Consider the following 23,561-nt stretch of genomic DNA (forward strand, 5'->3'; position numbering starts at 1 on the left):
CGACTAAAATATACTTTTTCCCGCTTTTCACCATAATTTAAAAAATGGACAGGACGCGAGATAGTCGAAAATTGCCCAAAAAAGCCTAATTTAGGGCAAATTACCACTACATGAATTTCAGGCTTTCGATAGTTTGTTTTTTTATTTTTTCGGTGGTGTTCGCCCAGCAACCGGAAGAAAGAACCAGGCATTTTCATGATTCCATAGGTTTTGCCAAACACGCCTGGCAAATGGATAGTGTCTACGCCAGAATCGCTTCCGAAGATAAGATGCCCAACCACGAAATCTACAAAGCGGTGATCAACCCCCACGATGATTACACCTATGCCGGTGGTTTATATGCCAGGACGCTTTCCGGCATCCAGGCGTCAACCGTCATCCTGGTGGGCGTTGCACACAGAGCGAAAAATTACGACCTGGCAGACCAACTGATTTTTGGCGATTTTGATAATTGGGAAGCGCCCTACGGAAAAGTAAAAATTTCAGCCCTAAGGGAGAAGATCCTGAAAAACCTGGATCCAGAAGTCTATATCGTCCATGATTCGATGATGCAACTCGAGCATTCCCTGGAAGCCATAGTGCCGTTTCTTCAGAAAAAAGACAAGAATGTGGAAATCATTCCCGTTTTGGTACCCTACATGAAATTCAGCGATATGCAGCAATTTTCCGAAGAACTCGCCAGGGCGACGAAGGAAGTATTAATAACAGAGCAGCTGGAGTTTGGCCAGGATGTCGCCATCGTCATTTCCAACGACGCGATACATTACGGTAGTGAAGATTGGGGCGGCAGTGACCTGGCGCCTTTTGGGACCGACAGTATTGGCAATGCCAGGGCCCACCAGAAAGATGAAAAGATTATTGAAGAAACCCTAAAAGGAACACTTTCCGAAGAAAAAATTAAGCAGTTCAACCAGTACACGGTTGATGGAAATAATTATAAACAGTACGATTGGACCTGGTGCGGAAGGTACTCGGTCCCGTTTGGTTTATTATTTGCTAATAAACTGAACATGATGCTAAACCACCAGAACCTGAATGGCAGCCTGATTGGCTACCGTTCCAGCCTTTACAATGAACATATCCCGGTCACCGATCTAGGGATGGGAACCACCGCTCCCGCAAAACCAACACATTGGGTCGCTTATCTCGGAATGAGCTACCAGTAAACCTGCACTATGAAAAAACTACATATTCTACTTCTATTTTCCATCCTTCTGATTTCCTGCGACGATAACAGTCGTGGGGATTATGATTTGCTCATCACCAACGCGAATATCGTGGATGTGAAGAACAACCAGGTCATCAGGAACCAGATGATCGGGATCAAAGATGATACGATCGCTTACACCGGCCCCATGAGCGGTCGCGACAATTATGACTCTTCGGAAACGCTGGACGCACAGGGTAAATTCCTCATTCCTGGGTTGTGGGACATGCACGTTCATTTCCGCGGCGGAGAGCAACTTGCAAAAGAAAACAAGGATTTCCTAAAATTGTTCCTTTCCTACGGAATCACTACCGTTCGGGATGCCGGTGGAGATATTACACCACAGCTCCTGAGCTGGAAAAAAAATATTGAAAGCGGAAAACTGGAAGGCCCCAGAATTTTCACCTCCGGGCCGAAACTGGATGGGAAAGATCCTGCCTGGGAAGGTTCGATTTCAGTAGTCAGCGACCAGGATGTTCAGCAAGCTCTGGATTCGCTTCAGGATATGAAGGTAGATTTCGTAAAGATCTACGACGGAAGTATCACTCCTGAAAATTTTTACAAGATCATCCAGGAGGCTGAAAAACGCGGAATGAAAACCACAGGTCATATGCCGATGGATGCCAATTTCCTTACCGCAGTAGATTACGGTCTCGACGGGAGTGAACATATGTATTATATCATCAAAGCCTGCTCCCCGAAAGCTGACAGCCTGAGCAATCTTGGCCTGGGCTACGGAATGATGAACGACCTGGTAGATTCTTATGATGAGAACCTGGCCAATATGGTCTTTTCGAAACTGAAGGTTCAGAAAACCAGTATTACTCCTACCCTTCATATAGGCAAAGTACTTTCCGGGCTGGCCGATACCGATCATGGACAGGACAGTACCCTGGAACATATTGGCAGAGGCATCAGGAAGACATACCAGCGCAGGATAGATGCCGCAAAACAGGCAAAAGCCTCTGGCAATACCATGCGAAGCAAAGTCCAGGAACTCAGTGAAAAAATGATCGTCCCCATGTTCAATTCCGGAGTAAATATCGTCGCGGGATCAGACTGCGGCGCTTACAACTCCTTCGTGTATCCCGGCCAATCCCTGCACGCTGAATTAAAAGCCCTGGTTGATGCAGGTCTTACACCTGCCCAGGCTCTGCAAACTTCAGTCATCAACGGACCGAAATTCTTCGGTTTGGAAAAAGATTACGGCGCTATCGAAAAAGGAAAAATTGGAGATATCCTGATCCTGAATAAGAATCCGCTGGAAGATATTGAAAATACCAGTAGTATCATTTACGTGATCAAAAACGGAGAAACGATGAAACCTCGTGACCTGGCAGACTAGAAACGAAAAAAACCTTCAGTTTTTCTGAAGGTTTTTTGATGCTGTAAACTTCTAATTTCAGAGTTAGAAATCGAATTTATAGGTGGCTCCGGCAAGCACCTGCACTCCCTGAACATCATAATCCATCCATTTCTGATAATTATTGTTCAACAGGTTACTTCCCTTAAGAAATGCTGACAGGCGGTCGTTGAAGCGATAGCCCAGATGAGCATTCACATCAAAATAGCTGTCTAAGGTCACAGTCATTGGCGCCGAAGCGTCATTCACACTACTATACTGGTCCATTCGCTCGCCCACATAGAATAGATTGGCACCGGTATACCATTTATCAGTGATCTGATAATCGGCATTCAGGCTGGCCTTCATATTTGGCAAATTCCAGGCTTCGACCTGCTCATCAGTAGAATAATCAAAGAATTCCCCGCTTAGACCTAAACGGAAATCATTGTTTACATCCACGTTGATTTCGGCAAAAAATGACAGGGTTTTCACATCGTCATACACCACTCCAAAGCTGTTGCCATAAGTATAATCTTCCGCCGCAAGCGAAGAAGCATCATAATTTCTTCGGAAAAGTGGCTTATTGAATTCTGAATTATAGCTGGCTCTCAGGTTGTAGGAGAATGCGTTGCTCAGCTTCCCTTTACCGCCCAAATATCCGTTGTATTCATTATCAGTAGGCATGATATCCAGCGTTGGTGACACATATGGGTTTTCCTGAAACAGGTCGTAATAGCTGTTCTGGTTCAGCCCACCTTCCAGACCGGCATAAGCGGTGAAATAATCGCCAGCGAGTCGGTAACTCGCGGTAACCGCTGGATACAGGTAAAAGCTGTTATCGCTATTTTTCGTGTCCATTCCGTATACAAAAGAAACTCCCAGATTGATGCTCAAATCATCGCGTAAAATCAGTAAACTGGGAGTCGCAGAAAAATTCAGATAGGTATATTCATCACCGGGACTGGTAAAATACCCATCCTCAAAACTTCCGTTCAGGATATCGGCTCCGAGATCGATCGAGATCAGCTCTTCTGCAATTTCCAGCTCCAGATCAGTATTAGCTGTAAAACGCAGTTCGGAAGTAGCGTAGCTATCGCCGGTATAACGCAATTTCGCATCTGCCGATTTAAAGAAGGAGTCATACAAATCTATTTCGCCGCCTAAATAGGCTGAAAAAAGACTGTGGCCGGGATCGATCGCCAGTAATTGTGATTCGCTTAAACCGTTGTTTTCGGGAAGCCCATACCAGTTAAAAAGCTGGTGTTCGCCGCCAACTTCGGTCATCCACGAATAATCGCGATCCCGCATATTGTAACTCAAATTGAGCTCGGTATCATAGAATTTATTTTCGAGTTCCACGCCGTCAATGCCGCCCTGAGATGAATTGTGGTTCATGAATATCCCAAAATTGCTGCCGCGATCTATCTCGAGATTCGAGTAGAATTCGGCCAGGACATTCGAATAATTTCCGAAGCCAAGCGTGGCATAATTATCATACACTTTTGGTGGATGTTCGCGTTCAACGACCGTGGCACGTCCCTTTGCCGGAGTAAAAGTCGAAGCCACAGGCACCGAAAATATGGAATATTTCACCGGTTTTTTCTGAAGCGTGACCGAGTCACTGCGAGTAGGAGTTTCACGAATCTTGTTCGCATCTTTTACTGATGGCGTATACGGTTTGACCACTGTTACGGTCTCGCTGCCTATTGGATCCTGCGCGTAAAGAACTCCGCCGCAGATAGAAATGAATAGTAGGAGACTTTTCCTGATTGCTTTTGATCGCATATAGCTAAGAATCTAGTTGAGATTAAGTTTAGTTATTTGTTTCTACGGAAGAATTGGTCTTCGCTTCCTGGGTTTTGATTCGGGCCTGTTCTGCTTTCGCTTCGGCTACCACTTCCGGGTATTTCTGGAAGTTCTTGATCACGTTATCCAAAATATAAGTGGCCTGGTATGCGTCATCGAGCGCATAGAAATTCTTGGCCATCAGGACCAGTCCTTTCGCTCCCCAGAGCTTATAACCTGAAAAATCTTTTGCCAGGATCTGAACTGCTGCATTGGAAGCTTCATAATTGCGGTCCTTATTTTTGAAATAAGCATCGTAATACAGTGCTTCTGCCGCCAGTTCCCCTTTGGCCGTTTTCTGAACTTCCTTATAAGCCGAACGTGCCTTGCTTTCATTACCCGACTGGATTGCCGCTCTTGCCACCATCACCCGCGCATCATTTTTAGCCGCTTCTTCGGAAGCAGGGTTACTCAATACCTTCTCGGCATATTGATTGGCTTTCGCAAAATTGCCGGTTTCGTAATACGATTTCATCAAATTTGATTGAGCAAAAACCACATTTTGATCATTATCGGCCTGCTTTTCAAGTTTTTCCAGCAATGGCAAGGCTTCAGCATAATTCTTCTTCTCTAGGTATATTTCTGAAAGTCTGGCCAGCGACTGCTCACTGAACTCATTTTTCGGTTTGGTGGTCACATATTTATAATGTGGAATTGATTTATCCACTTTTCCGTCGCGGTAATACAACTGCGCCAGGTAGAAATTGGCATTAATGGAATGTATTCCATTCGGGAAATCCCGTACATATTTTTCAAAATTCGAAATTGCCTGCGCCGTATTGTCGTTCAAATATTGATTTTCCGCAGCCTCGTAAGTCGTGTTATCCAGGTCGGCATCGCTCACTTCCACAAAATCGATATTTCGAACCCAGCTTGCATACTCATCGGTACGACCAAGATCCACGTACACATTTCTCGCGGTGGAAACTGCCTGCTTGGCTTCCGGAGTATTTGGATATTCAGCTACTACTTTTCTTAAACGTTCCAAGGCTTTATTTCCCTCGTTCCCGTTATAATAGATCAATCCCTGTCTCAACATGGCCTTTGGTACCAAAGCACTTTCCGGCACATCGCGAATCAACCTGTTATAAGCCTGGATCGCCTGGGAAGTATTATTGTTCGCCACATAGGTGTTTCCCAGTTCGAACATCGCATCATCACGGTAAGAAGATCTTGGGTAGCGGTTTAGGAAGCTGTTCAGCTCTTCGATTTTGGTATCGTTCCTGCCCACAAATCCGTAGCTGATCGCCTTCTGAAAGGCTGCATAATCACCATTCGTCACCCCGTTGTCGATCGCCCTTTGGTAAGTTTCCATCGCCGGCCAGTACTGGCTGTTCACAAAATAGGTATCTCCCAAACGCAATAGTGCATCATTCTTTTTAGAGCCCTGAGCCTCTGCGCTGGAAGAATAAGATTTGAAATAATCAATGGCTTTTGCGTAATCATTCTTTTTGAAATACGCGTAACCAATATTGTAATCGAGGTCTTTATATTCATCGGTTCCTTTAGCAGCAGTCATTCCACGGAATTCCCGGTAGCCAAGGATCGCATCCTCCATACGGTTTACGTTGTATTCGCTTTCCGCCTTCCAGAAAGTTGCTTTGGCAGTAATTACCTGGTCCCGAGGTTCGCTCAAGGCCTTGTCAAAATTCTTGATCGCATCGTAATAATTTCCCTGCTCGTATAATTCCAGTCCGTAATAATAAGCCACTTTCTGGTAAGCTTGTTTATCGCTGAAATTTCGGTTATTCTCCAGTAACCTCATCGCCTCTTCATAATTCTTGGAAGTGATGAAAGAATCGATTAATAAACTCTCCATTTCCTGGCGATGTTCAGATTCAGGATACTTATTGATATAGGTCATCAAAACCTGCGACGGACTCTCGTACGAGTTCCCGATCTCATAACTCAGCTTGGCATAATTCAGCAAAGCATCCTGTTGAATTTTCACATCAAATTCCATTTCGCTGGCATTTTTAAAAGCATTCAGCGCCTGTTGCTTCTGGTCCAGGTTCAGGTAAGATTGAGCCAGGTGATAATAGGCATTTTGAGCGATCGCGTTTTGCCCGTCTATGATCTTGTTGAATTCATTGATCGCGGCTTCAAAATCGCCCTGCTTGTAATAAGCATATCCAAGCTGGTAATAATCGGTATTGTTCCATTTTCCGCGCATGCCGCCATATTCTTTTAAATACGGAATGGCCTGGTCATATTGTCCTAAATTGAAATAGCTTTCCCCGATGATCTTGTTCAGTTGGGATTTTTCCTGCGGATTGGACTTCGGAAGATTCTCCAGTCCCTGATCGATCGCTTTTTGGAAATTTCCTAGCTTGAAATTCATATCTGCCTGGAAATAGGAAAGGTCTTCAGAATAACGCTGATTTCCTTTCACTTCTTCAAAGTATTCATTCGCCGATTCATAATCGTCGCCTTCGTAAGCGATGTAGCCTAAATAATATTTTGCCTGCGCTCCATACTCTTTGGAATCACGAACCTTATTGAAATAAGTTTCCGCCTTTTCCTTATCATTCGAACGGAAATAAGCATACCCGTTATTGAAGTAGAAGCGTTCACGGTCCTTTCGGCTCATTGCCTTTTCGTCCACGCGGTCGTACCATCTCCGTGCAAGCGGATATTTTCCGGTTTTAAAATAATAATCGGCCACATCTAAATAAGCCGAATTGGTCTTGGTGCTGGTAGGATAACGGGTCACAAAATCTTCCATCAGGTCATCGGCCCCGGGCTGGTTCAGCCTTACTGCAGCATTGGCGATGTAATATGCACAGTCGCCTTTGATCTTTTCGTCTTCGGTATTGTCTTTCACCTTATCAAAAAGGTTCTGGGCAGCGAGGAACTGCTCATTATTGTACAATTCCAGCGCCCGGTTGAAGTCGACCAGCTCATGGGTATAAGCCGCCGATTGCTGTGCCAGTGCGGTAAACGAAAGAGAAATAAAAAAGACCAGCAGGTAAGCTTTCTTAATTGTCATTTATTGCGTTTTAGATTGGAATTCAAAGATAAATTAATGCGCTAACCTATAACGTGCATTAAGTTCTATAATTATGTTAACGAAGAAAAAAGTGTGCCAGGCATTTTTGAAATCTGTATTTTTGAAAATACCTTTACAATCCTAATCCAAAAATAATTCATGTCTCAACCTGTCCTGGAATTAAAGAACGCGGCGATCTACCAGCGTGAAAGTCTGATCTTATCTGAAGTTGATGTTACCGTAAATAAAGGTGATTTTGTATACCTTATCGGGAAGACGGGAACCGGGAAAAGCAGTTTCATGAAAACACTGTATGGCGACCTGCCGCTGAAAGAAGGAGAGGGCCATATTGTGGATTATAACCTCAGAACTTTAAAGGAAAAAGACATCCCGTTCTTACGTCGAAAATTGGGCGTGGTCTTCCAGGATTTTAAATTGCTCACAGACCGTACGGTGAAAGACAACCTGCTTTTTGTGCTGAAAGCTACCGGCTGGAAGAACAAAAGCGAGATGGATCATCGTATAGACGAGGTGCTGGACAAGGTTGGAATGAAAACCAAAGGTTTCAAATATCCTTACCAGCTTTCTGGTGGGGAACAGCAGCGTGTGGCCATAGCCCGCGCTCTACTGAACAAACCCGAACTCATTCTGGCTGATGAGCCTACCGGAAACCTAGATCCCCAAACTTCCGTGGAAGTGATGGAAGTGTTGCAGGAGATCAGTAAAAACGGAAATACCATTCTCATGGCCACCCATGATTACGCCCTGTTGCTGAAATACCCTTCAAAAACCCTGAAATGTGACGGGCAACGAGTATTTGAAGTCGTACAGAAATCGGTTTAATAGCATACTGCCCTGCCGGTTTCTATGGCGGGAAACTTTCTTTTTCCTAAATTGTGATCATCATCTACTGAATTTATGGAAATACTGGGAATAGACATCGGAGGTTCGAGCCTGAAAGGCGGACTGGTTAACATTAAAACCGGAGAAATTAACGGTGATACCCATCGCATCACTACCCCCAATTCCCGTAAACCCGAAGATATTGCTCAAAGCGTGGATGAAATGCTCGATCATTTCAATTATTCGGGATTGGTAGGCTGCGGTTTCCCAAGCATCATCAAGAATGGGGTGTGCAAGCATCCCGGCAATCTTCATGCAGACTGGGTGGGAGTTTCCGTAGATAAATTATTCCAGGAAGTCACCGGCCAGGCATTTACCATGCTCAACGATGCCGATGCCGCCGGAATTGCGGAAATGAGATTTGGTGCCGGGCAAAATGAAAAAGGCCTCGTGGTTACGATTACCGTGGGAACGGGCCTCGGAAGTGGCGCTTACCTCAATGGCGAGCTCATTCCGAATTTCGAACTGGGACAGATCCCCTACAAGGAATTCATCAAAATTGAAGACTGGGCGGCTTCCTCCATCAAGACTTCACAGAATCTCAGTTACGAGGAATGGGGAAAAAGGTTTGATACGTTTCTCAACTACATCCAGCGAATTATTTGTCCCGATCTCCTTATCATTGGCGGCGGAATTTCAAACGACTGGGACAAATTCGTACATTTTCTCAACCAGGACGTGCGAATGATCCCGGCAAAACTTCGGAATGATTCCGGAATTATCGGCGCTGCTGTAGCGGCTGCCGAAAAAGTGGAATATTGATAGATAGTACCAAAAAACGTGAACGGCCTGTGATATTTGAATTCCAGTGCTGATATTCTTGCTTTCGAAAGGATTTTAAATTGTCTTCCTGAAGTATGGCCTATTTTCAGGAATCTTTTTTTTGTTCATCTTTTACTATCTCCGGAAATGGAAGCTAGTGTACTTTTAAAGAAGATGACTTTATTTTGAACATTTCAGCTGTGGATTCGGTAATTATTGTATGAATAAATGTGTAAAAATTTTATTGCTTTTCCTGCTCCTCTCCAGCTGTTCCGTATTCAATAGAAAGCGATCGGTTTGTTTGAATGTGGTTGGATTACCTTCTGAAATAACCATCGAAAAGGAGAAGATTCAAAATCGGTCCCAAAACGGATGGCTGGAAGGTCTCGTTTTAAACCGGGAAGATTCGCTTCCGCTAGAAAATGCATCCATTAAAATTATTCAAGAAGAAGCGCTTTTGTACCAGCAAGCAACCGATTCGCTTGGAAGGTTTCAATTGGAAATTCCAGCGGGCACCTATCAAATTACAGTGTATAGAGACTTTTTCAGAATTGTAAAAGACAGCCTGCTTGTACTTGCCGGGCAAAAAATTCTAATCAGTGCATACCTTGGAAATGAAGATTTGGATATCTTCTACGAAACCCGCTCAGCCGGTTTATTGAAGAAGCAAATCAAACTGCAAAACCAGAAACGAAAAACACACTATTTCAGCAACTGATTTTCAGAAATTGTTATTCAGGATCAAGGCTACTTTAAGCTATTTCCGCTTCCAGGAAGGAAGAAAAATCTTTTAAATCGATTCCAAAACGAATTCCTAAGTGGTTTCCGGTTTTCTCTTGTTGATGAAAAGATAGTAAAAATTAACAGCCAGAATTGCCACGTTGGTGATAATGACCGGCCAGGAGCCCAATAATATTCCGTAGGCGATAAAAAAGCTGCAACCTACGCTGTTCACGTAACGCAGGGTGATGATGTTGCGCATAAAGAAAGAGATCATCACAAAAAACGAGGCGAGGTAGCCAATCCATTCAGTCAGAGTAATTCCTACAAATTCCATTCGGTAAAAATCATTAAAAAGCCCGCCCGAAGGCAGGCTTAGTCAGTATTATTTCAACAATGTTAGATCGCTTTGGATCTTTTTCTTTCGTTCTCTGTCAATAAAACCTTTCTTAGTCTCAGGTGGTTTGGAGTAACTTCCACATACTCATCTTTCTGAATATATTCCAAAGCTTCTTCCAGAGAAAACTTGATCGCCGGAACGATCTTCGCTTTTTCATCGGCTCCTGAAGAACGTACGTTCGAAAGTTTTTTCGTTTTCGTGATATTCACCACCATATCATCCTGGCGTGAGTTCTCACCGATAACCTGCCCTTCGTAAATATCCTCTCCCGGATCCACGAAGAATCTTCCACGGTCCTGAAGTTTATCGATAGAATAAGGAATTGCCTTACCTTTTTCCATAGAAACCAAAGAACCATTCTGGCGCTCCGGAATTCCACCTTTGATTGGCTGGTATTCTTTATATCGGTGAGCCATGATCGCTTCACCGGCAGTAGCCGTAAGCAACTGGTTTCTCAAACCAATGATTCCTCTTGAAGGAATGATGAACTGGATATTCATACGATCACCGCGAGCTTCCATACTCAACATCTCCCCTTTTCTCATGGTCACCATTTCCACGGCCTTACCAGAAACATCTTCCGGAAGATCGATCGTAAGCTCTTCAACCGGCTCACATTTCACTCCGTCAATTTCCTTAATGATCACCTGAGGCTGACCGATCTGCAATTCATAACCTTCACGACGCATAGTTTCGATCAAAACAGATAAATGCAGTACCCCACGGCCATAAACCATGAATTTATCGGCGCTATCGGTTTCCTCCACTCTAAGAGCCAGGTTTTTCTCCAATTCCTTGATCAAACGTTCCTTTATGTGACGGGAAGTCACGAATTTTCCGTCTTTTCCGAAGAAAGGAGAATCGTTAATCGTGAAAAGCATACTCATCGTAGGCTCATCGATCGCGATGGTCTTCAATCCTTCAGGGTTTTCGATATCGGCCACAGTATCACCAATTTCGAATCCTTCCAGACCAACGATCGCACAGATATCACCGGCTTCCACCTGCTCAACCTTACGGCGACCAAGACCTTCAAAAATATGTAGTTCTTTAATTTTAGATTTCTTGATGCTACCATCACGTTTCACCAAAGAAACCTGCTGGTTTTCCTTAAGGATACCTCTTTGCAGTCTACCAATCGCGATACGACCGGTAAAAGAAGAGAAATCCAGGGAAGTGATCAACATCTGCGGTGTTCCGTCTTTAGAAACTTTTGGCTCAGGGATGTGTTCCAAAACCATATCCAGAAGCGGCTCAATATTTTCAGTCTGATCCTGCCAGTCTTCGCTCATCCAGTTGTTTTTTGCCGAACCATAAACGGTTGGGAAATCCAGCTGCCACTCTTCTGCACCCAGTTCGAACATGAGGTCAAAAACCTTTTCATGAACCTCGTCTGGAGTACAGTTTTCCTTATCAACTTTATTGATCACCACACATGGCTTCAATCCAAGATCGATCGCCTTCTGCAATACGAAACGCGTTTGAGGCATAGGCCCTTCAAAAGCATCAACCAAAAGAAGCACACCATCTGCCATATTCAATACACGCTCTACCTCACCACCAAAATCGGCGTGACCAGGAGTATCGATAATATTGATCTTCGTGTCTTTATACGTAACCGAAACGTTCTTGGAAGTAATGGTAATACCTCTTTCGCGTTCCAGGTCATTGTTATCAAGAATAAGTTCTCCGGTACTTTCGTTATCGCGGAAAAGCTGACAGTGGTACATAATCTTATCAACCAGGGTAGTTTTCCCGTGGTCAACGTGTGCAATAATTGCGATGTTTCTAATAGATGACATATAGCCCATTTTTTCAGGCTGCAAATGTACAGCTATTTTTTGCTATTCCATCTATTTCTGAAATTATATTTAATCAATTGATTTAAAACTACTTAAGATTTAAAATTTTCAGAAAGAAGAGTACCAGATAGACCACCGCAGCCAAAAGCAGGACATAAATCTGCCAGCCAATGCCCGCGCGCCAGTATAGAAATAGCGCTAAAGCAATGACCATGAAGAAACTAACCAGGTAAAAAGAAGCCTTATTACTGCTCATCTGCCGAAGGCCCGTAGGATGATGGCACCGAAATATCCAACAACCTGAAATATACCCCCAGCTGAGCACGATGGTGCGGGAACTGGTTCATCACAACCGTTTGCAAAGTTTGCAGCTTGGGCATTTCAAAAACAGTCTCCTCACCCTTGGTCATTTTCCAGGTTTTAGAATATTCCTCATCGGGTTTTTCCAAAGCTTTCTCGGCGGCAGCCGCATTGTCTTTCAGATCAGCTACGATCTCTGAAACAGTCTTTTTATTAGGAGCTTCGTAACCGGTAAGATCCCATTCGCCGGCTTCCATCGTTCCGGTGATCCACCCTGGAATTTCCGCAAGATGATTGGCCAGTTGTTGCATGCTCATCGATTTTTCATGCGGTTTCCAGCTCATTTTGTCTTCTGGAATTCGTTTCAGGAATTTTTCGGTCAAAGCTACTTCCTGTTTCAGCTGCGGAATTAAAAACTCTTGGATTTTCATGACTGATGAGATTTGTTGATTCTAAGACCTAAGTTACGGAAATTGCCAGAATCGGGCTCCTGAAAAAATCATTTTCAGAAGCCGATTAATTATCTTTGCTCACAAATTGAGTATATGAAACTTTCCAAAATTCCGAAGATCAAACACCAAAACAGCGATAATTTCTTTTTGTTATGTGGCCCCTGCGCCATTGAAGGTGAAGATATGGCGATGCGAATTGCTGAACGTGTGGTCGAAATTACCCATAAACTGGAAATTCCTTATGTTTTCAAAGGTTCCTTCAAAAAGGCTAATCGCAGCCGCATCGATAGTTTTACCGGGATCGGAGATGAAAAAGCCCTGAAAATCCTTCGGAAGGTTTCTGAAACTTTTGATATTCCAACAGTGACTGATATTCATGAGATCAGCGACGCTCAACTCGCTGCGGAATATGTGGATGTCCTGCAGATCCCGGCATTCCTGGTGCGCCAGACCGACCTGGTTGTCGCGGCAGCAGAAACGGGAAAAGTCGTCAATCTGAAAAAAGGACAATTCATGAGTCCGGAAAGTATGAAACATGCCGTCACGAAGGTAACTGATTGCCAGAACGAGCAGGTGATGGTAACCGATCGTGGCACCATGTTCGGCTATCAGGATCTTATAGTGGATTTCCGCGGGATCCCTACCATGAGAGAATTCGCGCCAGTGGTACTTGATGTGACCCATTCCCTGCAACAGCCTAACCAGAGCAGCGGGGTAACCGGCGGCAGACCAGATATGATCGAAACCATAGCCCGCGCTGGTGTGGTAAACCATGTAGATGGTCTCTTTATTGAAACCCATTTCGATCCTGCCAATGCTAAAAGTGACGGTGCCAATATGCTGGATCTCTCGCATTTGGAAAAACTCCTAAGCAATCTCACAGCGATCAGGAAAACGATCAAAAGCCTTTAAAATACAGCTCTCCTTCGGGAGAGTTTTTTCTTTCCTAACGTTTAGCTCCAAATACTAATTTTTAATTAAAAGCCATGTGGTTGCCGTAAATCTGTGCTAACTTAAAAAAGACAGCTTTATTCAAACACATGAGAACAACTACTACTTGTCTTCAGAAAATAAGCCTGTTCCTTTTATGCATCCTACCGCTGGGTGAACTGGAAGCGCAGGAAAAGCCAAAAATAAATGTTGGCGGAGCCCTAAGATTCAACTACAACCTTTCTTCCTGGAAGGAAGGCCAGAAAAACCGCGGCGGTGATTTTGGTTATGACATGTTCCGGGTCAATTTTGATGCTTCCTGGAAAGATGTTTACCTAAACGCCGAATACCGGATTTATTCTGAAGCCTTTGGGGGCGGCTTTTTAAAACAGGGCTGGATGGGTTACCGCTTCAGCGAAACCGATGAAATTCAGCTGGGGTTGCACCAGGTTCCTTTTGGCATTCAGCAATACAATTCTCATAACTGGTTTTTCAATATCACCTATTATATGGGGCTGGAAGACGACCACGACATGGGCGTGAAGTTCCTCCATGTAGGAGAAAACTTCGAATATAACCTGGCTTTTTATAAAAATTCCGAAGAATTACAATTCGGCGGAACGACTGAATCTTCGTCTTCGCGATATGCCTACGACGTGGTAGGGCGCAACAAAGAGGTGAACCAAATCAACGGAAAACTGGTCTACAAATTTGGAGAAACCTTTGAACAGCGTCTCGGCGCATCCCTTCAGTTTGGAGGATTGTATAACCTGGACACAGAAGAAACCGGTTCACACTATGGGCTGGCTGCTCATTACGAGGTCAATTATCAACGCTGGAACCTGAAATTACAGGCTATCAAAGCCGGCCATGATCCAAAAAACGCTCCGGGAACAAGCGACCAAGTAATCCAGATGGGTGCTTACGGCGTGCCTTACGAGGTAGCCGCAAATTTCAAGGTCTATACTGCGGCAATCTCCAGAAATGTTCCGGTAAGCTGGGGACCTGTATCCAACCTGCAATTCTATAATGATTTTGGGTATATGGATAAGGAACCGCAAAGTTTCGAAGATTCTTTTATGAACGTTACCGGTGTCCTGGTGACAGCGGGGCATCTTTATACTTATATTGACTATGCTGCGGGTTACAATCATTCCTGGCTAGGCGGAAATTTCGTAGACGATTTCGCGGCCGGCGACCCCAATGCGAAATGGGAAGCCCGATTCAATATCAATATTGGCTATTATTTCTAATCTGAAAAATTAAACTATGGCAGAAAAAATTACCAGAAGCGATGAAAAGAAATCTATTTTCGGTCTCGAGGTAAACGGCCCGGTGTTCTTTACCTCGGCGATCATCATCGTTGCAAGTATCGTTCTCACACTGATCTTTAAAGAAAGTGCAGAAAGTTTTTTTAGCGATCTCCAGACCGGGGTCGCCAATAATGCCGACTGGTTCTATATCCTGGCGGTGAACGTCTTCCTGGTTTTCCTGATCTTCCTGGCGTTTAGTCGCTTCGGAAATCTTCGGATCGGCGGACAAAAAGCCAAACCGGAATTCAAAACACTTTCCTGGTTCGCGATGCTTTTCAGTGCGGGAATGGGAATAGGCCTGCTCTTTTTCGGTGTAGGTGAACCGGTGATGCATTTTAACAGTCCGCCTATGGCAGAAGCCGGTACCGCAGCAGCCGCGGAAGAAGCCATGAATTTCACCTTTTTGCACTGGGGATTACACCCCTGGGCAGTCTATGCACTCGTGGGGCTGGCACTCTCCTATTTTACCTATTCTCGAGGTTTGCCACTCACCATACGTTCTATTTTCTACCCATTTCTTGGAGATCGCATCTACGGAAGGACCGGTGACATCATCGATATTTTTGCAGTGCTGGCGACTTTGTTCGGCCTGGCGACTTCGCTGGGTTTTGGTGTGCAGCAGATCGCTTCCGGTCTTAACCATGTTTTCGGGCTGGCAGACGGGATCATCACACAAATTTTACTCATTGCCGGGATTACCCTTATCGCGACCACTTCCGTAGTTCTGGGAGTAGACAAAGGCGTCAAGGTGCTTAGTGAATGGAACATGCGAATTGCCGTAGTCCTGCTGCTTCTCGCACTGGTATTGGGTCCAACGCTTTTCATTTTTAGATCGTTTATCGAAAACACGGGGAGCTACCTGTATAATTTTCTTCACCTTGCAACCTGGAGCGAAACCTTTACCGGCTCCTCCTGGCAAAATGACTGGACAGTATTCTACTGGGGCTGGTGGATTGGATGGTCTCCCTTCGTGGGAATGTTCATCGCGAGAATTTCCAAAGGAAGAACGATTAGAGAATTTATTTTAGGAGTACTGCTCGTACCATCGCTGGTAACTTTTTTCTGGATGTCGGCTTTTGGAAGCGCGGCGATAGAACAGGTTATGGGCGGGAATGATGCGCTCACCACGGCGATCGATAATGACATCGCTACGGCGCTGTTTGTTTTCTTCCAGGATTATCCTCTAACCACAGTGATCAATATCGTTGCCGTTCTGCTCATCGCCGGTTTCTTTATCACTTCTTCTGATTCAGGTTCGCTGGTGATAGACAGTTTGACTTCCGGCGGAAAGATAGATGCCCCGGTGGGCCAGCGTATTTTCTGGGCACTCACAGAAGGCGCGGTGGCTGCAACCTTACTGCTTGGCGGGGGGCTTCAGGCCTTACAAACCGCTACGATCGTGACCGGTTTGCCATTTGCCATTATCCTACTCATCATGTGCTATTCCCTGTATAAAGGCCTGCGGGAAGACCTGCGGAAACTGGATGAAAAGAAAGATCAGAAACAGATGGAAAATTATGAAGAGATCGTCCAGGAGATCGTCAAAAAAAGAAATTTGAAGACCACTAATACCGAAAAGCAATGAAAAACATCAAAAACGTACTGGTCGCTTTAGATTTATCAGAAATAGACACGAAATTGATCGAATATGCCTCTTTTTTAGCGGAAAAACTCTCGCTGGAAAAAGTTTATTTTGTTCACAACATCAAGAAATATGAAATTTCAGAACTCTTTGCCGAGCAGCTGAAGGACATAAACCTGGACGGGCTGATCACCGAAGAAATTGAAGACAAACTGAAAAACCATTTTTCGGCCACTTCAGAAACCGAAATCCTGATCTCTGAAGATCATTATACCGAATCACTCATTAATTATGTCGCCAACAAGTACCTTATTGACCTGCTCATCGTTGGGAATAAGGACCATCAAACCGGTACCGGCGTGATTCCAGACAAACTCCTTCGGCTTATGAAATGTGATATTCTGGCAATACCTAAAAATGCTTCGGAAAAACTCGAAAACATCTGGATCGGGACCGATTTTTCAAAAGAATCGCGAAAAAGTTTACAGCTTGGACGTTTTCTGAAAGACAAACTGCAGGCCCAGCTTACGGCCGCTCACGTCTTCAATGTGCCCATTCAGTTTTCGCCTTATCTGGACAAAGAAGAAATGCTTCCGAAGATCGAAAAACACACCCGGGAAAAGTTCAGCAAATTCCTGAGCAAAAACAACGAAGACCTGATGGAAACCCGTATAATTCGCGGACGAGACAGCAGCGTTTCGACCAGGTTACTGGAAGAATCCATGAAAAATGAGGCCGATTTGCTGGTGGTAAGTGACAAAGGCGGGAACATCTTTTCCAGTTTACTGGTTGGAAGTGTGACTGATGAACTTTTTGACAGCGACCTTCCGCTTCCCCTCTGGGTTTGTAAATAATTCAAAAATTCTGGCAGAAATAAGTCGATTTCATAATAATTTTTAATCGCAACAGTTAAAATGCTGGAAAGCCGTTAAATAGTTGTAGTTTTAGGAATCATCAACCTATACCATTCGTTATGAAAAAATTGACTTACCTGGCGTTGGCAGGACTGCTAACAGCCGCCGTATCCTGTAATGATCAACCCGAAGAAGATCAGGGCAGGGAAATAGGCAAATTACATCTGTCAAAGAGCCATTTAAAACCCGGTGACCAGGTGGAAATTGCTTACCAGCGAGATGGAGATTCCTCCGAGGCGCCTAAAGCCTATGCCTACTATCTTGTAGGCTCCAATTACTATCCAGTTGATATTGAGCTGAAAGATTCTTCTGCCAAATGGATGGGAAAATTGCAAATTCCAGATAGTGTTCAGGCTGTAAGCTTCCATTTCAAGAGGGGCGAAAAATGGGAATCCAACGATAAAAAAGGCTACGTCGTCGCACTGGAAGATGAGGAAAATCAACCGGTTGCCGGCGCCCACGCAAGCATGGGATTCTTTTACGCCTCCCAGGGAGAACGCTATAATATCAAGAATGATTCAGCCGTTGCCATGATCTCCAAACAAATGGAAAGCGATGAAGATTTTCTGAACCAAAATGATGCCCGCTACGGATACCTGCTCAACAACGAAAATTCAGAAAAAGGGCAAAAATTTACCGAGTCCAGAATTGCCTATTATGAAAGTAAGGATTCTCTTCAGGCTGAAGATTACAGCAAACTTGCCACGTTTTACCGAATGCACAACGAGCGATCCAAATCAGATTCTATCACGCAACTGGGCATCAAAAATTTTCCGAAGAGCGACCTGGCAAAAAGCGATTATCAGGACAAATTCTACAAAACAAAAGGTATTGCCAACCGCGAAAAAATCCTGGCCGAATTCAATGAAAAAGTTGGAGCGAAAGACAGGACCTATGAATTCATGACGTATTACCTCGCACGCGATTATGCCGCAGACAAGAACTATGAAAAATTCTACTCTTATGCTGATTCTATCGAAAACCGGCAATTGCGCGCCTCACTTTATAACGCTGTCGCATGGGACCTGGTGACGCAGGATAAAGATCTTGAACAGGCAGCGGAAATTTCAGAAAAATCGGTAGCTCTTTTGAAAAAGGTCAAAGATGACCCGAAGGAAAAGTCAGAATCTTATACCAAAAGTCAGTTTGAAGACGATCTGGATTACAACACCCGCATGTTCCAGGATACCCATGCTTTTGCGGAGTTCAAACTGGGTAACAAGGAGAAAGCCCTGGAAATTATGGAAGAGGCCTATACCGATCAGATTTCCGGTGAGATGACTGAGCGTTATATACAGTTCCTGATCGCGAACGAGAACTATGAAAAGGCGCAGGAAAAAGCCGAAGAAATCCTGGCTCAGAATCGCGGAACCGAAAAGATTAAGGAGTATTTAAAGGAATCTTATATCCAAAATGAAGGATCTGAAGCAGATTTTGATACTTACCTGGCTGGGATCGAGGATCGGGCAAATGAAAACGCCAAGGAAGAACTGGTGGACCAAATGCTGGATGAAGAAGCTCCTGCTTTCACGATGAAAGACCTGGAAGGCAACGAGATCACCCTGGCCGATCTAAAAGGAAAAACCGTTATCCTGGATTTTTGGGCAACCTGGTGCGGACCTTGCAAGCGCTCCTTTCCCGGTATGAAGATGGCCGTGGAACAATATGGAAATGACGAAAATGTAGAGTTCCTGTTCGTAGATACTTTTGAAGATATGCCCGACCGAAAGGATAAGTTAAGCGATTTCATTTCTGAAAATGACTATCCGTTCCATGTGGTGATAGACCAGAAGACGAGCGAGACCAGTAACAAGTATAAGACGGCCAGTGACTACGCCATTACCGGCATACCTACCAAGGTTATTATTGGACCCGATGGAAAAATGAAATTTAAATTGGTGGGTTATAATGGCAACAACGACCAGCTGCTTCAGGAGATCGGTATGATGATCGAACTGTTAGAAGAACCAGTTTCCCCACAAGCCTGATTTCCTGCTGAAATAAAAGAAGCCCTCTCTACCGGAGGGCTTTTTTTTTAAAAATTTTGAAAAGGTGGAAGTAAAATTCAAATAAATTTATTTACTTTGTTTTTCAAAGTACTTTAAAATGAATAACGAAAAGTATCTGCAGGACATTTCAGAGATCAAAAAAATGATGAATCGCTCATCCCGATTCATTTCCCTGAGTGGGCTTTCCGGAGTATTCGCTGGGATCTATGCGATCATTGGAGCCCTTATTGCCCAATATATTCTGAAAAATTATAAATTTTCCAGCGTTTCCAGTTATGAAACAATTGATCATCCTATCGATTCAGACCTCACGACCTTGCTGGTATTGGTAGCGATTGGGGTCATGGTTCTGGCCATTTTGACGGCGGTGATCCTTACGACGCGGAAAGCCAGGAAAAACAATCAAAAGATCTGGGATGCGACGAGCAGGCGACTGCTCTTCAACTTTTTTGTGCCACTGGCCGCCGGCGGATTTTTCTGCCTGGTTCTGCTTCAGCAGGGAATCGTTGGACTTATCGCCCCGGCAATGCTGATATTTTACGGAATTTCCCTGATGAATGCCAGCAAGTATACTTTTGGCGATCTTCAGAATTTAGGCCTGGCAGATATGATTTTGGGTATCATTGCTACCCAGTTTGTGGGATATGGATTGTATTTTTGGGCTCTCGGTTTCGGAATCCTTCATATCGTCTACGGAATTTGGATGTACCGAAAATACGAAGCGAAAGCCGCGTAAATGAAGAATATCATCAGCAATATCAATAAAGCATTCGACCACCGCATCAGGTTGGGGATTATGAGCGTGCTTATGGTTAACGAATTTGCCGACTTTAAAACACTGAAGGAATTGCTCGGAGCGACAGATGGGAATATTGCCAGTCATACGAAGGCTTTGGAAAAAAAGAATTACATACAGGTAGAAAAATCGTTCATCAACCGTAAGCCCAATACCCGTTACCTGGCTACGGAAAAAGGCAAGAAAGCTTTCCAGGAACACCTGGAAGCCCTGGAGAAATTGCTCAGCGCACCAAAAGATCTGGAGAACAAGAACTAAATTTTTTTAATTATTTACTTTGAATTTCAAAGTACTTCAAATTAAACTGAAATAAAAAGAAACTATGAAAATATCCATACTATTAAAACTGATAGCGGTTGGGGTTTTCCAACTTTTCATCCTTTGGTTTTTGATCTACGTGTCACTCGCGTCGTACTGGGAATTTCCATCCGCGCAAACGCTCACCATACTAACAGGTGCCATTTTCCTGGTAGGAATCTACATCCTACTCCCCTATTTCAAGCATCATTCAATATTAAACAGACAATTATGAAAACTCTTAGACTACCTTTATTACTAACCGCAGCTGCTGGAATCCTGCTAATTCCGCTAATCGCGATGCAATTCACTTCAGAAGTCGACTGGAAAAGCAGTGATTTCGTGATCATGGGAATCCTTCTTTTCGGTACGGCACTCATCATTGAACTGGCGCTTCGGAAATTCTCGAGCACTAAAAGCCGCATTATTGCATGCGGGATCATCCTGTTCGCCCTCTTTCTAATCTGGGCAGAGCTTGCAGTTGGAATATTCGGAACGCCTTTCGCCGGGAGCTAAACACGCCTGATCATGCATATTCATCTTTCAAACATCTGGAGCAGGTTGATGGCCTTGGTGCTACTCAGTGTTGGTATTTTAAACATAATCCGCGGAAATGATGTGGCACTCGGGATCCTGTTCATGTGCCTTTCGATCATATTCTTTCCGGTAACCAGCATCGTACTTCGGGACCTGTTTGCTATACAGATCCCGAATTTTGTCAAAATCGCCTTAGCCTTTTTGCTCCTTTGGATTTGCTTTCATTACGGTGCCTTAGCCGAAGGTTATTATCCGGAAATACCATTTATCTCATCCAATCAAACATTATGAAAAAAGAACTTTTTGTAGCCGAAGATTCCATCGTTCGTGAAATCTGGGGAAAAAGCGATACCATCCTGTTCATATTTGCAGGAGCTTCAGCTGAATTTGCACTGAATAAAGCCGTAGACTGGCTGTATTTTACGGGAAGACTTCCGAAAGATCCGCTTGGCCGACTTTTTTCCACCGTAGATTATGCACGTCAAATTGTTTTTTCCGATAAAGAAACAGCCCTGCGTGCCATTGAAAATATGAATCGCATCCACGCCTCCGTAGGGCAGCAACGCGGCAGCCATATCCCGCAGTGGGCTTACCGGGACGTACTTTTTATGCTCATTGACTATTCGATCAAAGCCTACGAATTGCTGGAAAGACCACTGGAAATTTCTGAAAAAAAGGAAGTTTTCAAAGTTTTCTGGGAAGTAGGCCTGCGAATGGGAATCCAGGAACTCCCGGTCAATTTTGAATATTATCAAACATCCAGGAGCCTTCATCTTCAGCAGCATTTGCTGCGCGGAGAATTCACAGATGATTTGTACCGGCAGTACCGCAAACATTTAGGCTGGACACGCTACCGGATGCTGCTGGAAACTCAAATTCTCATCCTTCCGGAAGTGGTAAGAAAGCAGCTGGGACTTCGGAAATTTTCAATCCTGAGCCTGTTCCTATTCGCTTACAAATTCAGCAGAAATTTTCACCTGGACGAATTTCTGAAGGCTATGATCCTGCCTTCCGATTATAAAAAAGAGATCCGCGCGCTTGACCGCATCAGTACTCATTAACCATCAAAATCAACAATTATGAACGATTTCAATCAAAAACCGAATGGAAACCGCTTTGTTCACTGGCTCAAGAATTCTATTACCGCGAGGATGTTCGTGGTGGGCATGCTTACGCTCATTCTCATGATCCCGCTGTTCATGGTACAGGACCTCATCAGGGAACGCGCGGCACGACAGCAGGAAGTCGTGGGGGAGATCAGCGATAAATGGGGTGAAGAACTCACTGTTTTTGGACCTGTTCTGAAGATCCCTTATCGCAGTTTCCGCGAAAAACAGATCATTAATGCCAATAAAGACACTTCGGTGGAGAGCGTGGCAGAGATTCATTATTTATATGTATTTCCTGAAGAACTGAAAATCGATTCCAAAGTTGATCCACAGCTCAAAAAACGCGGAATCTATCAAACCGCGGTGTATACCAGTCATACCATCCTTTCCGGGAATTTTCAACTGCCTGAAGTTTCAGAAGAAGATATTCCGCAGGAGCATATATTATGGGAAAAGGCGCGGGTGATATTTGAAACTTCCAATTTGAAAGGGGTAAATGACCAGTTACAGATCAAATTTAATGGGAAAGATTATGAATTTACTTCGCGCTACCAGCAATCTGGAAAATCTCCGGCCAATCGCCAACTGCATTTGATGGAAAGTCCGGTGCTGGCTGAAACCAAGCTTACTTCAGAAAAAGCGCTGGAGTTCCGGATGGAACTTTCGGTGAACGGCAGCAACGAGATCGCTTTTGTTCCGGTTGGAAAAACCACGGAAGCACATATACAGTCGAACTGGAAAACCAGCAGTTTCACTGGAAATTTCCTTCCGTATAATGAAGACAAGCTGAGCGAGGAAGGTTTTGCCGCCAAATGGAAGATCCTGGATATCAATCGGCCATTTCCGCAGGAGTTCAACAAAACTCTACCCGATCTTACCGAATATGCCTTCGGGGTGAATTTCATGGTTCCGGTAGATGAATACCAGAAAAGCGAACGGGCTACGAAATACGGATTCCTGGTAATAGGTCTCACATTTTTGCTATTTTTCCTGATCCAGACATTAAGTAAAATCCCGATTCATCCGTTCCAGTATTTAATGATCGGCCTGGGACTCGTGATGTTCTACACCTTACTGATTTCCATTTCTGAACATAGCAGTTTCCTGAAAGCTTACCTTATTGCGGGAATTTCTGTGATCCTGATGATCAGCCTTTACTCCAAAAGTATCCTGCAAACCTGGAAATTCCCAATTTTCATTGGTATTTCCCTGCTAGCCCTCTATTCGTTCATTTACGTGATCATTCAGCTGGAGAGTTATGCCCTGCTGGTTGGCAGCATTGGCCTGTTCTGTATCCTTGCAGGTGTGATGTATGTGTCGAGAAAAATTGACTGGAATAATTATTAAAA

Annotated in this window: 23 protein-coding genes; 17 read left to right on the plus strand and 6 right to left on the minus strand. The window is 44.2% G+C overall.

Translation table 11 applies throughout. The features are described from left to right. Positions 1 to 110 precede the first annotated feature (110 nt). The gene (gene amrB, locus GRFL_RS02555) at positions 111 to 1,166 is read left to right on the plus strand and encodes an AmmeMemoRadiSam system protein B (protein WP_083643147.1); all 1,056 of its coding nucleotides are present in this window, start codon (positions 111 to 113) and stop codon (positions 1,164 to 1,166) included. A 9-nt stretch (positions 1,167 to 1,175) separates the two neighbouring features. Beyond that, the gene (locus tag GRFL_RS02560) at positions 1,176 to 2,552 is read left to right on the plus strand and encodes an amidohydrolase family protein (RefSeq protein ID WP_083643148.1); all 1,377 of its coding nucleotides are present in this window, start codon (positions 1,176 to 1,178) and stop codon (positions 2,550 to 2,552) included. Positions 2,553 to 2,615: 63 nt separating this feature from the next. Here the strand turns inward: GRFL_RS02560 and GRFL_RS02565 are convergent, their stop codons facing one another. Beyond that, entirely contained in the window at positions 2,616 to 4,337 is a 1,722-nt protein-coding gene (locus tag GRFL_RS02565) for a TonB-dependent receptor (RefSeq protein ID WP_083643149.1), read from the minus strand. A 28-nt stretch (positions 4,338 to 4,365) separates the two neighbouring features. Next, on the minus strand, positions 4,366 to 7,386 hold the full coding sequence (locus GRFL_RS02570; RefSeq protein ID WP_083643150.1) for a tetratricopeptide repeat protein: 3,021 nt from the start codon (positions 7,384 to 7,386) through the stop codon (positions 4,366 to 4,368). 159 nt (positions 7,387 to 7,545) lie between these two features. Here GRFL_RS02570 and GRFL_RS02575 point away from each other — a divergent pair, with 159 nt between their 5' ends. The 3 genes from GRFL_RS02575 (at position 7,546) to GRFL_RS02585 (ending at position 9,769) form a co-directional block, all read left to right on the plus strand. After that, positions 7,546 to 8,229, plus strand: a complete 684-nt coding sequence (locus GRFL_RS02575) for a cell division ATP-binding protein FtsE (protein ID WP_083643151.1) — start codon at positions 7,546 to 7,548, stop codon at positions 8,227 to 8,229. A 75-nt stretch (positions 8,230 to 8,304) separates the two neighbouring features. Further along, positions 8,305 to 9,051, plus strand: coding sequence for a polyphosphate--glucose phosphotransferase (gene ppgK, locus GRFL_RS02580; protein WP_083643152.1), 747 nt, complete (start codon positions 8,305 to 8,307; stop codon positions 9,049 to 9,051). 220 nt (positions 9,052 to 9,271) lie between these two features. Then, positions 9,272 to 9,769 (plus strand): carboxypeptidase-like regulatory domain-containing protein, encoded by a 498-nt coding sequence (locus tag GRFL_RS02585; RefSeq protein ID WP_083643153.1) that lies wholly within the window; start codon positions 9,272 to 9,274, stop codon positions 9,767 to 9,769. Between the two features lie 96 nt (positions 9,770 to 9,865). Here GRFL_RS02585 and GRFL_RS02590 read toward each other — a convergent pair whose 3' ends face one another. From GRFL_RS02590 to GRFL_RS02600, 4 genes are all read right to left on the minus strand, one after another. Further along, positions 9,866 to 10,108 carry a YgjV family protein gene (locus GRFL_RS02590; RefSeq protein ID WP_083643154.1) on the minus strand — a complete coding sequence of 81 codons (243 nt, stop codon included), beginning with the start codon at positions 10,106 to 10,108 and terminating at the stop codon, positions 9,866 to 9,868. A gap of 62 nt (positions 10,109 to 10,170) precedes the next feature. Next, the gene (gene typA, locus GRFL_RS02595) at positions 10,171 to 11,973 is read right to left on the minus strand and encodes a translational GTPase TypA (protein ID WP_083643155.1); all 1,803 of its coding nucleotides are present in this window, start codon (positions 11,971 to 11,973) and stop codon (positions 10,171 to 10,173) included. Positions 11,974 to 12,061: 88 nt separating this feature from the next. Beyond that, positions 12,062 to 12,229 (minus strand): hypothetical protein, encoded by a 168-nt coding sequence (locus tag GRFL_RS17975; RefSeq protein WP_157492989.1) that lies wholly within the window; start codon positions 12,227 to 12,229, stop codon positions 12,062 to 12,064. After that, on the minus strand, positions 12,219 to 12,704 hold the full coding sequence (locus GRFL_RS02600) for a DinB family protein (protein WP_083643156.1): 486 nt from the start codon (positions 12,702 to 12,704) through the stop codon (positions 12,219 to 12,221). The genes GRFL_RS17975 and GRFL_RS02600 overlap by 11 nt, the downstream gene beginning before the upstream one ends. Before the next feature lie 114 nt (positions 12,705 to 12,818). Between GRFL_RS02600 and kdsA the strand changes: the two genes are divergently transcribed. From kdsA to creD, 12 genes are all read left to right on the plus strand, one after another. Beyond that, positions 12,819 to 13,637, plus strand: coding sequence for a 3-deoxy-8-phosphooctulonate synthase (kdsA, locus tag GRFL_RS02605; protein WP_083643157.1), 819 nt, complete (start codon positions 12,819 to 12,821; stop codon positions 13,635 to 13,637). Positions 13,638 to 13,765: 128 nt separating this feature from the next. Then, on the plus strand, positions 13,766 to 14,908 hold the full coding sequence (locus tag GRFL_RS02610) for a hypothetical protein (protein WP_083643158.1): 1,143 nt from the start codon (positions 13,766 to 13,768) through the stop codon (positions 14,906 to 14,908). A gap of 16 nt (positions 14,909 to 14,924) precedes the next feature. Continuing rightward, the gene (locus GRFL_RS02615; protein WP_083643159.1) at positions 14,925 to 16,553 is read left to right on the plus strand and encodes a BCCT family transporter; all 1,629 of its coding nucleotides are present in this window, start codon (positions 14,925 to 14,927) and stop codon (positions 16,551 to 16,553) included. Next, positions 16,550 to 17,404: a universal stress protein gene (locus GRFL_RS02620; RefSeq protein WP_083643160.1), complete on the plus strand. Its 855-nt coding sequence runs from the start codon at positions 16,550 to 16,552 to the stop codon at positions 17,402 to 17,404. The genes GRFL_RS02615 and GRFL_RS02620 overlap by 4 nt, the downstream gene beginning before the upstream one ends. Positions 17,405 to 17,523: 119 nt before the next feature. Further along, positions 17,524 to 19,452: a TlpA disulfide reductase family protein gene (locus tag GRFL_RS02625; RefSeq protein ID WP_083643161.1), complete on the plus strand. Its 1,929-nt coding sequence runs from the start codon at positions 17,524 to 17,526 to the stop codon at positions 19,450 to 19,452. A gap of 118 nt (positions 19,453 to 19,570) precedes the next feature. After that, entirely contained in the window at positions 19,571 to 20,209 is a 639-nt protein-coding gene (locus GRFL_RS02630; RefSeq protein WP_083643162.1) for a hypothetical protein, read from the plus strand. After that, on the plus strand, positions 20,210 to 20,527 hold the full coding sequence (locus GRFL_RS02635; protein ID WP_083643163.1) for a winged helix-turn-helix domain-containing protein: 318 nt from the start codon (positions 20,210 to 20,212) through the stop codon (positions 20,525 to 20,527). 64 nt (positions 20,528 to 20,591) lie between these two features. Continuing rightward, complete coding sequence (locus GRFL_RS17980; protein ID WP_139839191.1) at positions 20,592 to 20,801, plus strand: hypothetical protein; 210 nt, start codon at positions 20,592 to 20,594, stop codon at positions 20,799 to 20,801. Continuing rightward, the gene (locus tag GRFL_RS02640) at positions 20,798 to 21,082 is read left to right on the plus strand and encodes a hypothetical protein (RefSeq protein WP_083643164.1); all 285 of its coding nucleotides are present in this window, start codon (positions 20,798 to 20,800) and stop codon (positions 21,080 to 21,082) included. Before GRFL_RS17980 ends, GRFL_RS02640 begins: the two co-directional genes overlap by 4 nt. Before the next feature lie 12 nt (positions 21,083 to 21,094). Further along, entirely contained in the window at positions 21,095 to 21,394 is a 300-nt protein-coding gene (locus GRFL_RS02645) for a hypothetical protein (RefSeq protein ID WP_083643165.1), read from the plus strand. Then, positions 21,391 to 22,164, plus strand: a complete 774-nt coding sequence (locus tag GRFL_RS02650; RefSeq protein ID WP_083643166.1) for an oxygenase MpaB family protein — start codon at positions 21,391 to 21,393, stop codon at positions 22,162 to 22,164. Before GRFL_RS02645 ends, GRFL_RS02650 begins: the two co-directional genes overlap by 4 nt. Before the next feature lie 18 nt (positions 22,165 to 22,182). Continuing rightward, complete coding sequence (gene creD, locus GRFL_RS02655) at positions 22,183 to 23,559, plus strand: cell envelope integrity protein CreD (RefSeq protein WP_083643167.1); 1,377 nt, start codon at positions 22,183 to 22,185, stop codon at positions 23,557 to 23,559. Positions 23,560 to 23,561: the final 2 nt, after the last annotated feature.

The sequence above is a fragment of the Christiangramia flava JLT2011 genome, from assembly GCF_001951155.1.
GTDB lineage: Bacteria > Bacteroidota > Bacteroidia > Flavobacteriales > Flavobacteriaceae > Christiangramia > Christiangramia flava.

What these genes read in the sequence shown, in the direction of transcription:
- amrB (WP_083643147.1), top strand. Translation starts at nt 111, where the DNA reads ATGAATTTCAGGCTTTCGATAGTTTGTTTTTTTATTTTTTCGGTGGTG.
- GRFL_RS02560 (WP_083643148.1), top strand. Translation starts at nt 1,176, where the DNA reads ATGAAAAAACTACATATTCTACTTCTATTTTCCATCCTTCTGATTTCC.
- GRFL_RS02565 (WP_083643149.1), bottom strand. Translation starts at nt 4,337, where the DNA reads ATGCGATCAAAAGCAATCAGGAAAAGTCTCCTACTATTCATTTCTATC.
- GRFL_RS02570 (WP_083643150.1), bottom strand. Translation starts at nt 7,386, where the DNA reads ATGACAATTAAGAAAGCTTACCTGCTGGTCTTTTTTATTTCTCTTTCG.
- GRFL_RS02575 (WP_083643151.1), top strand. Translation starts at nt 7,546, where the DNA reads ATGTCTCAACCTGTCCTGGAATTAAAGAACGCGGCGATCTACCAGCGT.
- ppgK (WP_083643152.1), top strand. Translation starts at nt 8,305, where the DNA reads ATGGAAATACTGGGAATAGACATCGGAGGTTCGAGCCTGAAAGGCGGA.
- GRFL_RS02585 (WP_083643153.1), top strand. Translation starts at nt 9,272, where the DNA reads ATGAATAAATGTGTAAAAATTTTATTGCTTTTCCTGCTCCTCTCCAGC.
- GRFL_RS02590 (WP_083643154.1), bottom strand. Translation starts at nt 10,108, where the DNA reads ATGGAATTTGTAGGAATTACTCTGACTGAATGGATTGGCTACCTCGCC.
- typA (WP_083643155.1), bottom strand. Translation starts at nt 11,973, where the DNA reads ATGTCATCTATTAGAAACATCGCAATTATTGCACACGTTGACCACGGG.
- GRFL_RS17975 (WP_157492989.1), bottom strand. Translation starts at nt 12,229, where the DNA reads ATGAGCAGTAATAAGGCTTCTTTTTACCTGGTTAGTTTCTTCATGGTC.
- GRFL_RS02600 (WP_083643156.1), bottom strand. Translation starts at nt 12,704, where the DNA reads ATGAAAATCCAAGAGTTTTTAATTCCGCAGCTGAAACAGGAAGTAGCT.
- kdsA (WP_083643157.1), top strand. Translation starts at nt 12,819, where the DNA reads ATGAAACTTTCCAAAATTCCGAAGATCAAACACCAAAACAGCGATAAT.
- GRFL_RS02610 (WP_083643158.1), top strand. Translation starts at nt 13,766, where the DNA reads ATGAGAACAACTACTACTTGTCTTCAGAAAATAAGCCTGTTCCTTTTA.
- GRFL_RS02615 (WP_083643159.1), top strand. Translation starts at nt 14,925, where the DNA reads ATGGCAGAAAAAATTACCAGAAGCGATGAAAAGAAATCTATTTTCGGT.
- GRFL_RS02620 (WP_083643160.1), top strand. Translation starts at nt 16,550, where the DNA reads ATGAAAAACATCAAAAACGTACTGGTCGCTTTAGATTTATCAGAAATA.
- GRFL_RS02625 (WP_083643161.1), top strand. Translation starts at nt 17,524, where the DNA reads ATGAAAAAATTGACTTACCTGGCGTTGGCAGGACTGCTAACAGCCGCC.
- GRFL_RS02630 (WP_083643162.1), top strand. Translation starts at nt 19,571, where the DNA reads ATGAATAACGAAAAGTATCTGCAGGACATTTCAGAGATCAAAAAAATG.
- GRFL_RS02635 (WP_083643163.1), top strand. Translation starts at nt 20,210, where the DNA reads ATGAAGAATATCATCAGCAATATCAATAAAGCATTCGACCACCGCATC.
- GRFL_RS17980 (WP_139839191.1), top strand. Translation starts at nt 20,592, where the DNA reads ATGAAAATATCCATACTATTAAAACTGATAGCGGTTGGGGTTTTCCAA.
- GRFL_RS02640 (WP_083643164.1), top strand. Translation starts at nt 20,798, where the DNA reads ATGAAAACTCTTAGACTACCTTTATTACTAACCGCAGCTGCTGGAATC.
- GRFL_RS02645 (WP_083643165.1), top strand. Translation starts at nt 21,095, where the DNA reads ATGCATATTCATCTTTCAAACATCTGGAGCAGGTTGATGGCCTTGGTG.
- GRFL_RS02650 (WP_083643166.1), top strand. Translation starts at nt 21,391, where the DNA reads ATGAAAAAAGAACTTTTTGTAGCCGAAGATTCCATCGTTCGTGAAATC.
- creD (WP_083643167.1), top strand. Translation starts at nt 22,183, where the DNA reads ATGAACGATTTCAATCAAAAACCGAATGGAAACCGCTTTGTTCACTGG.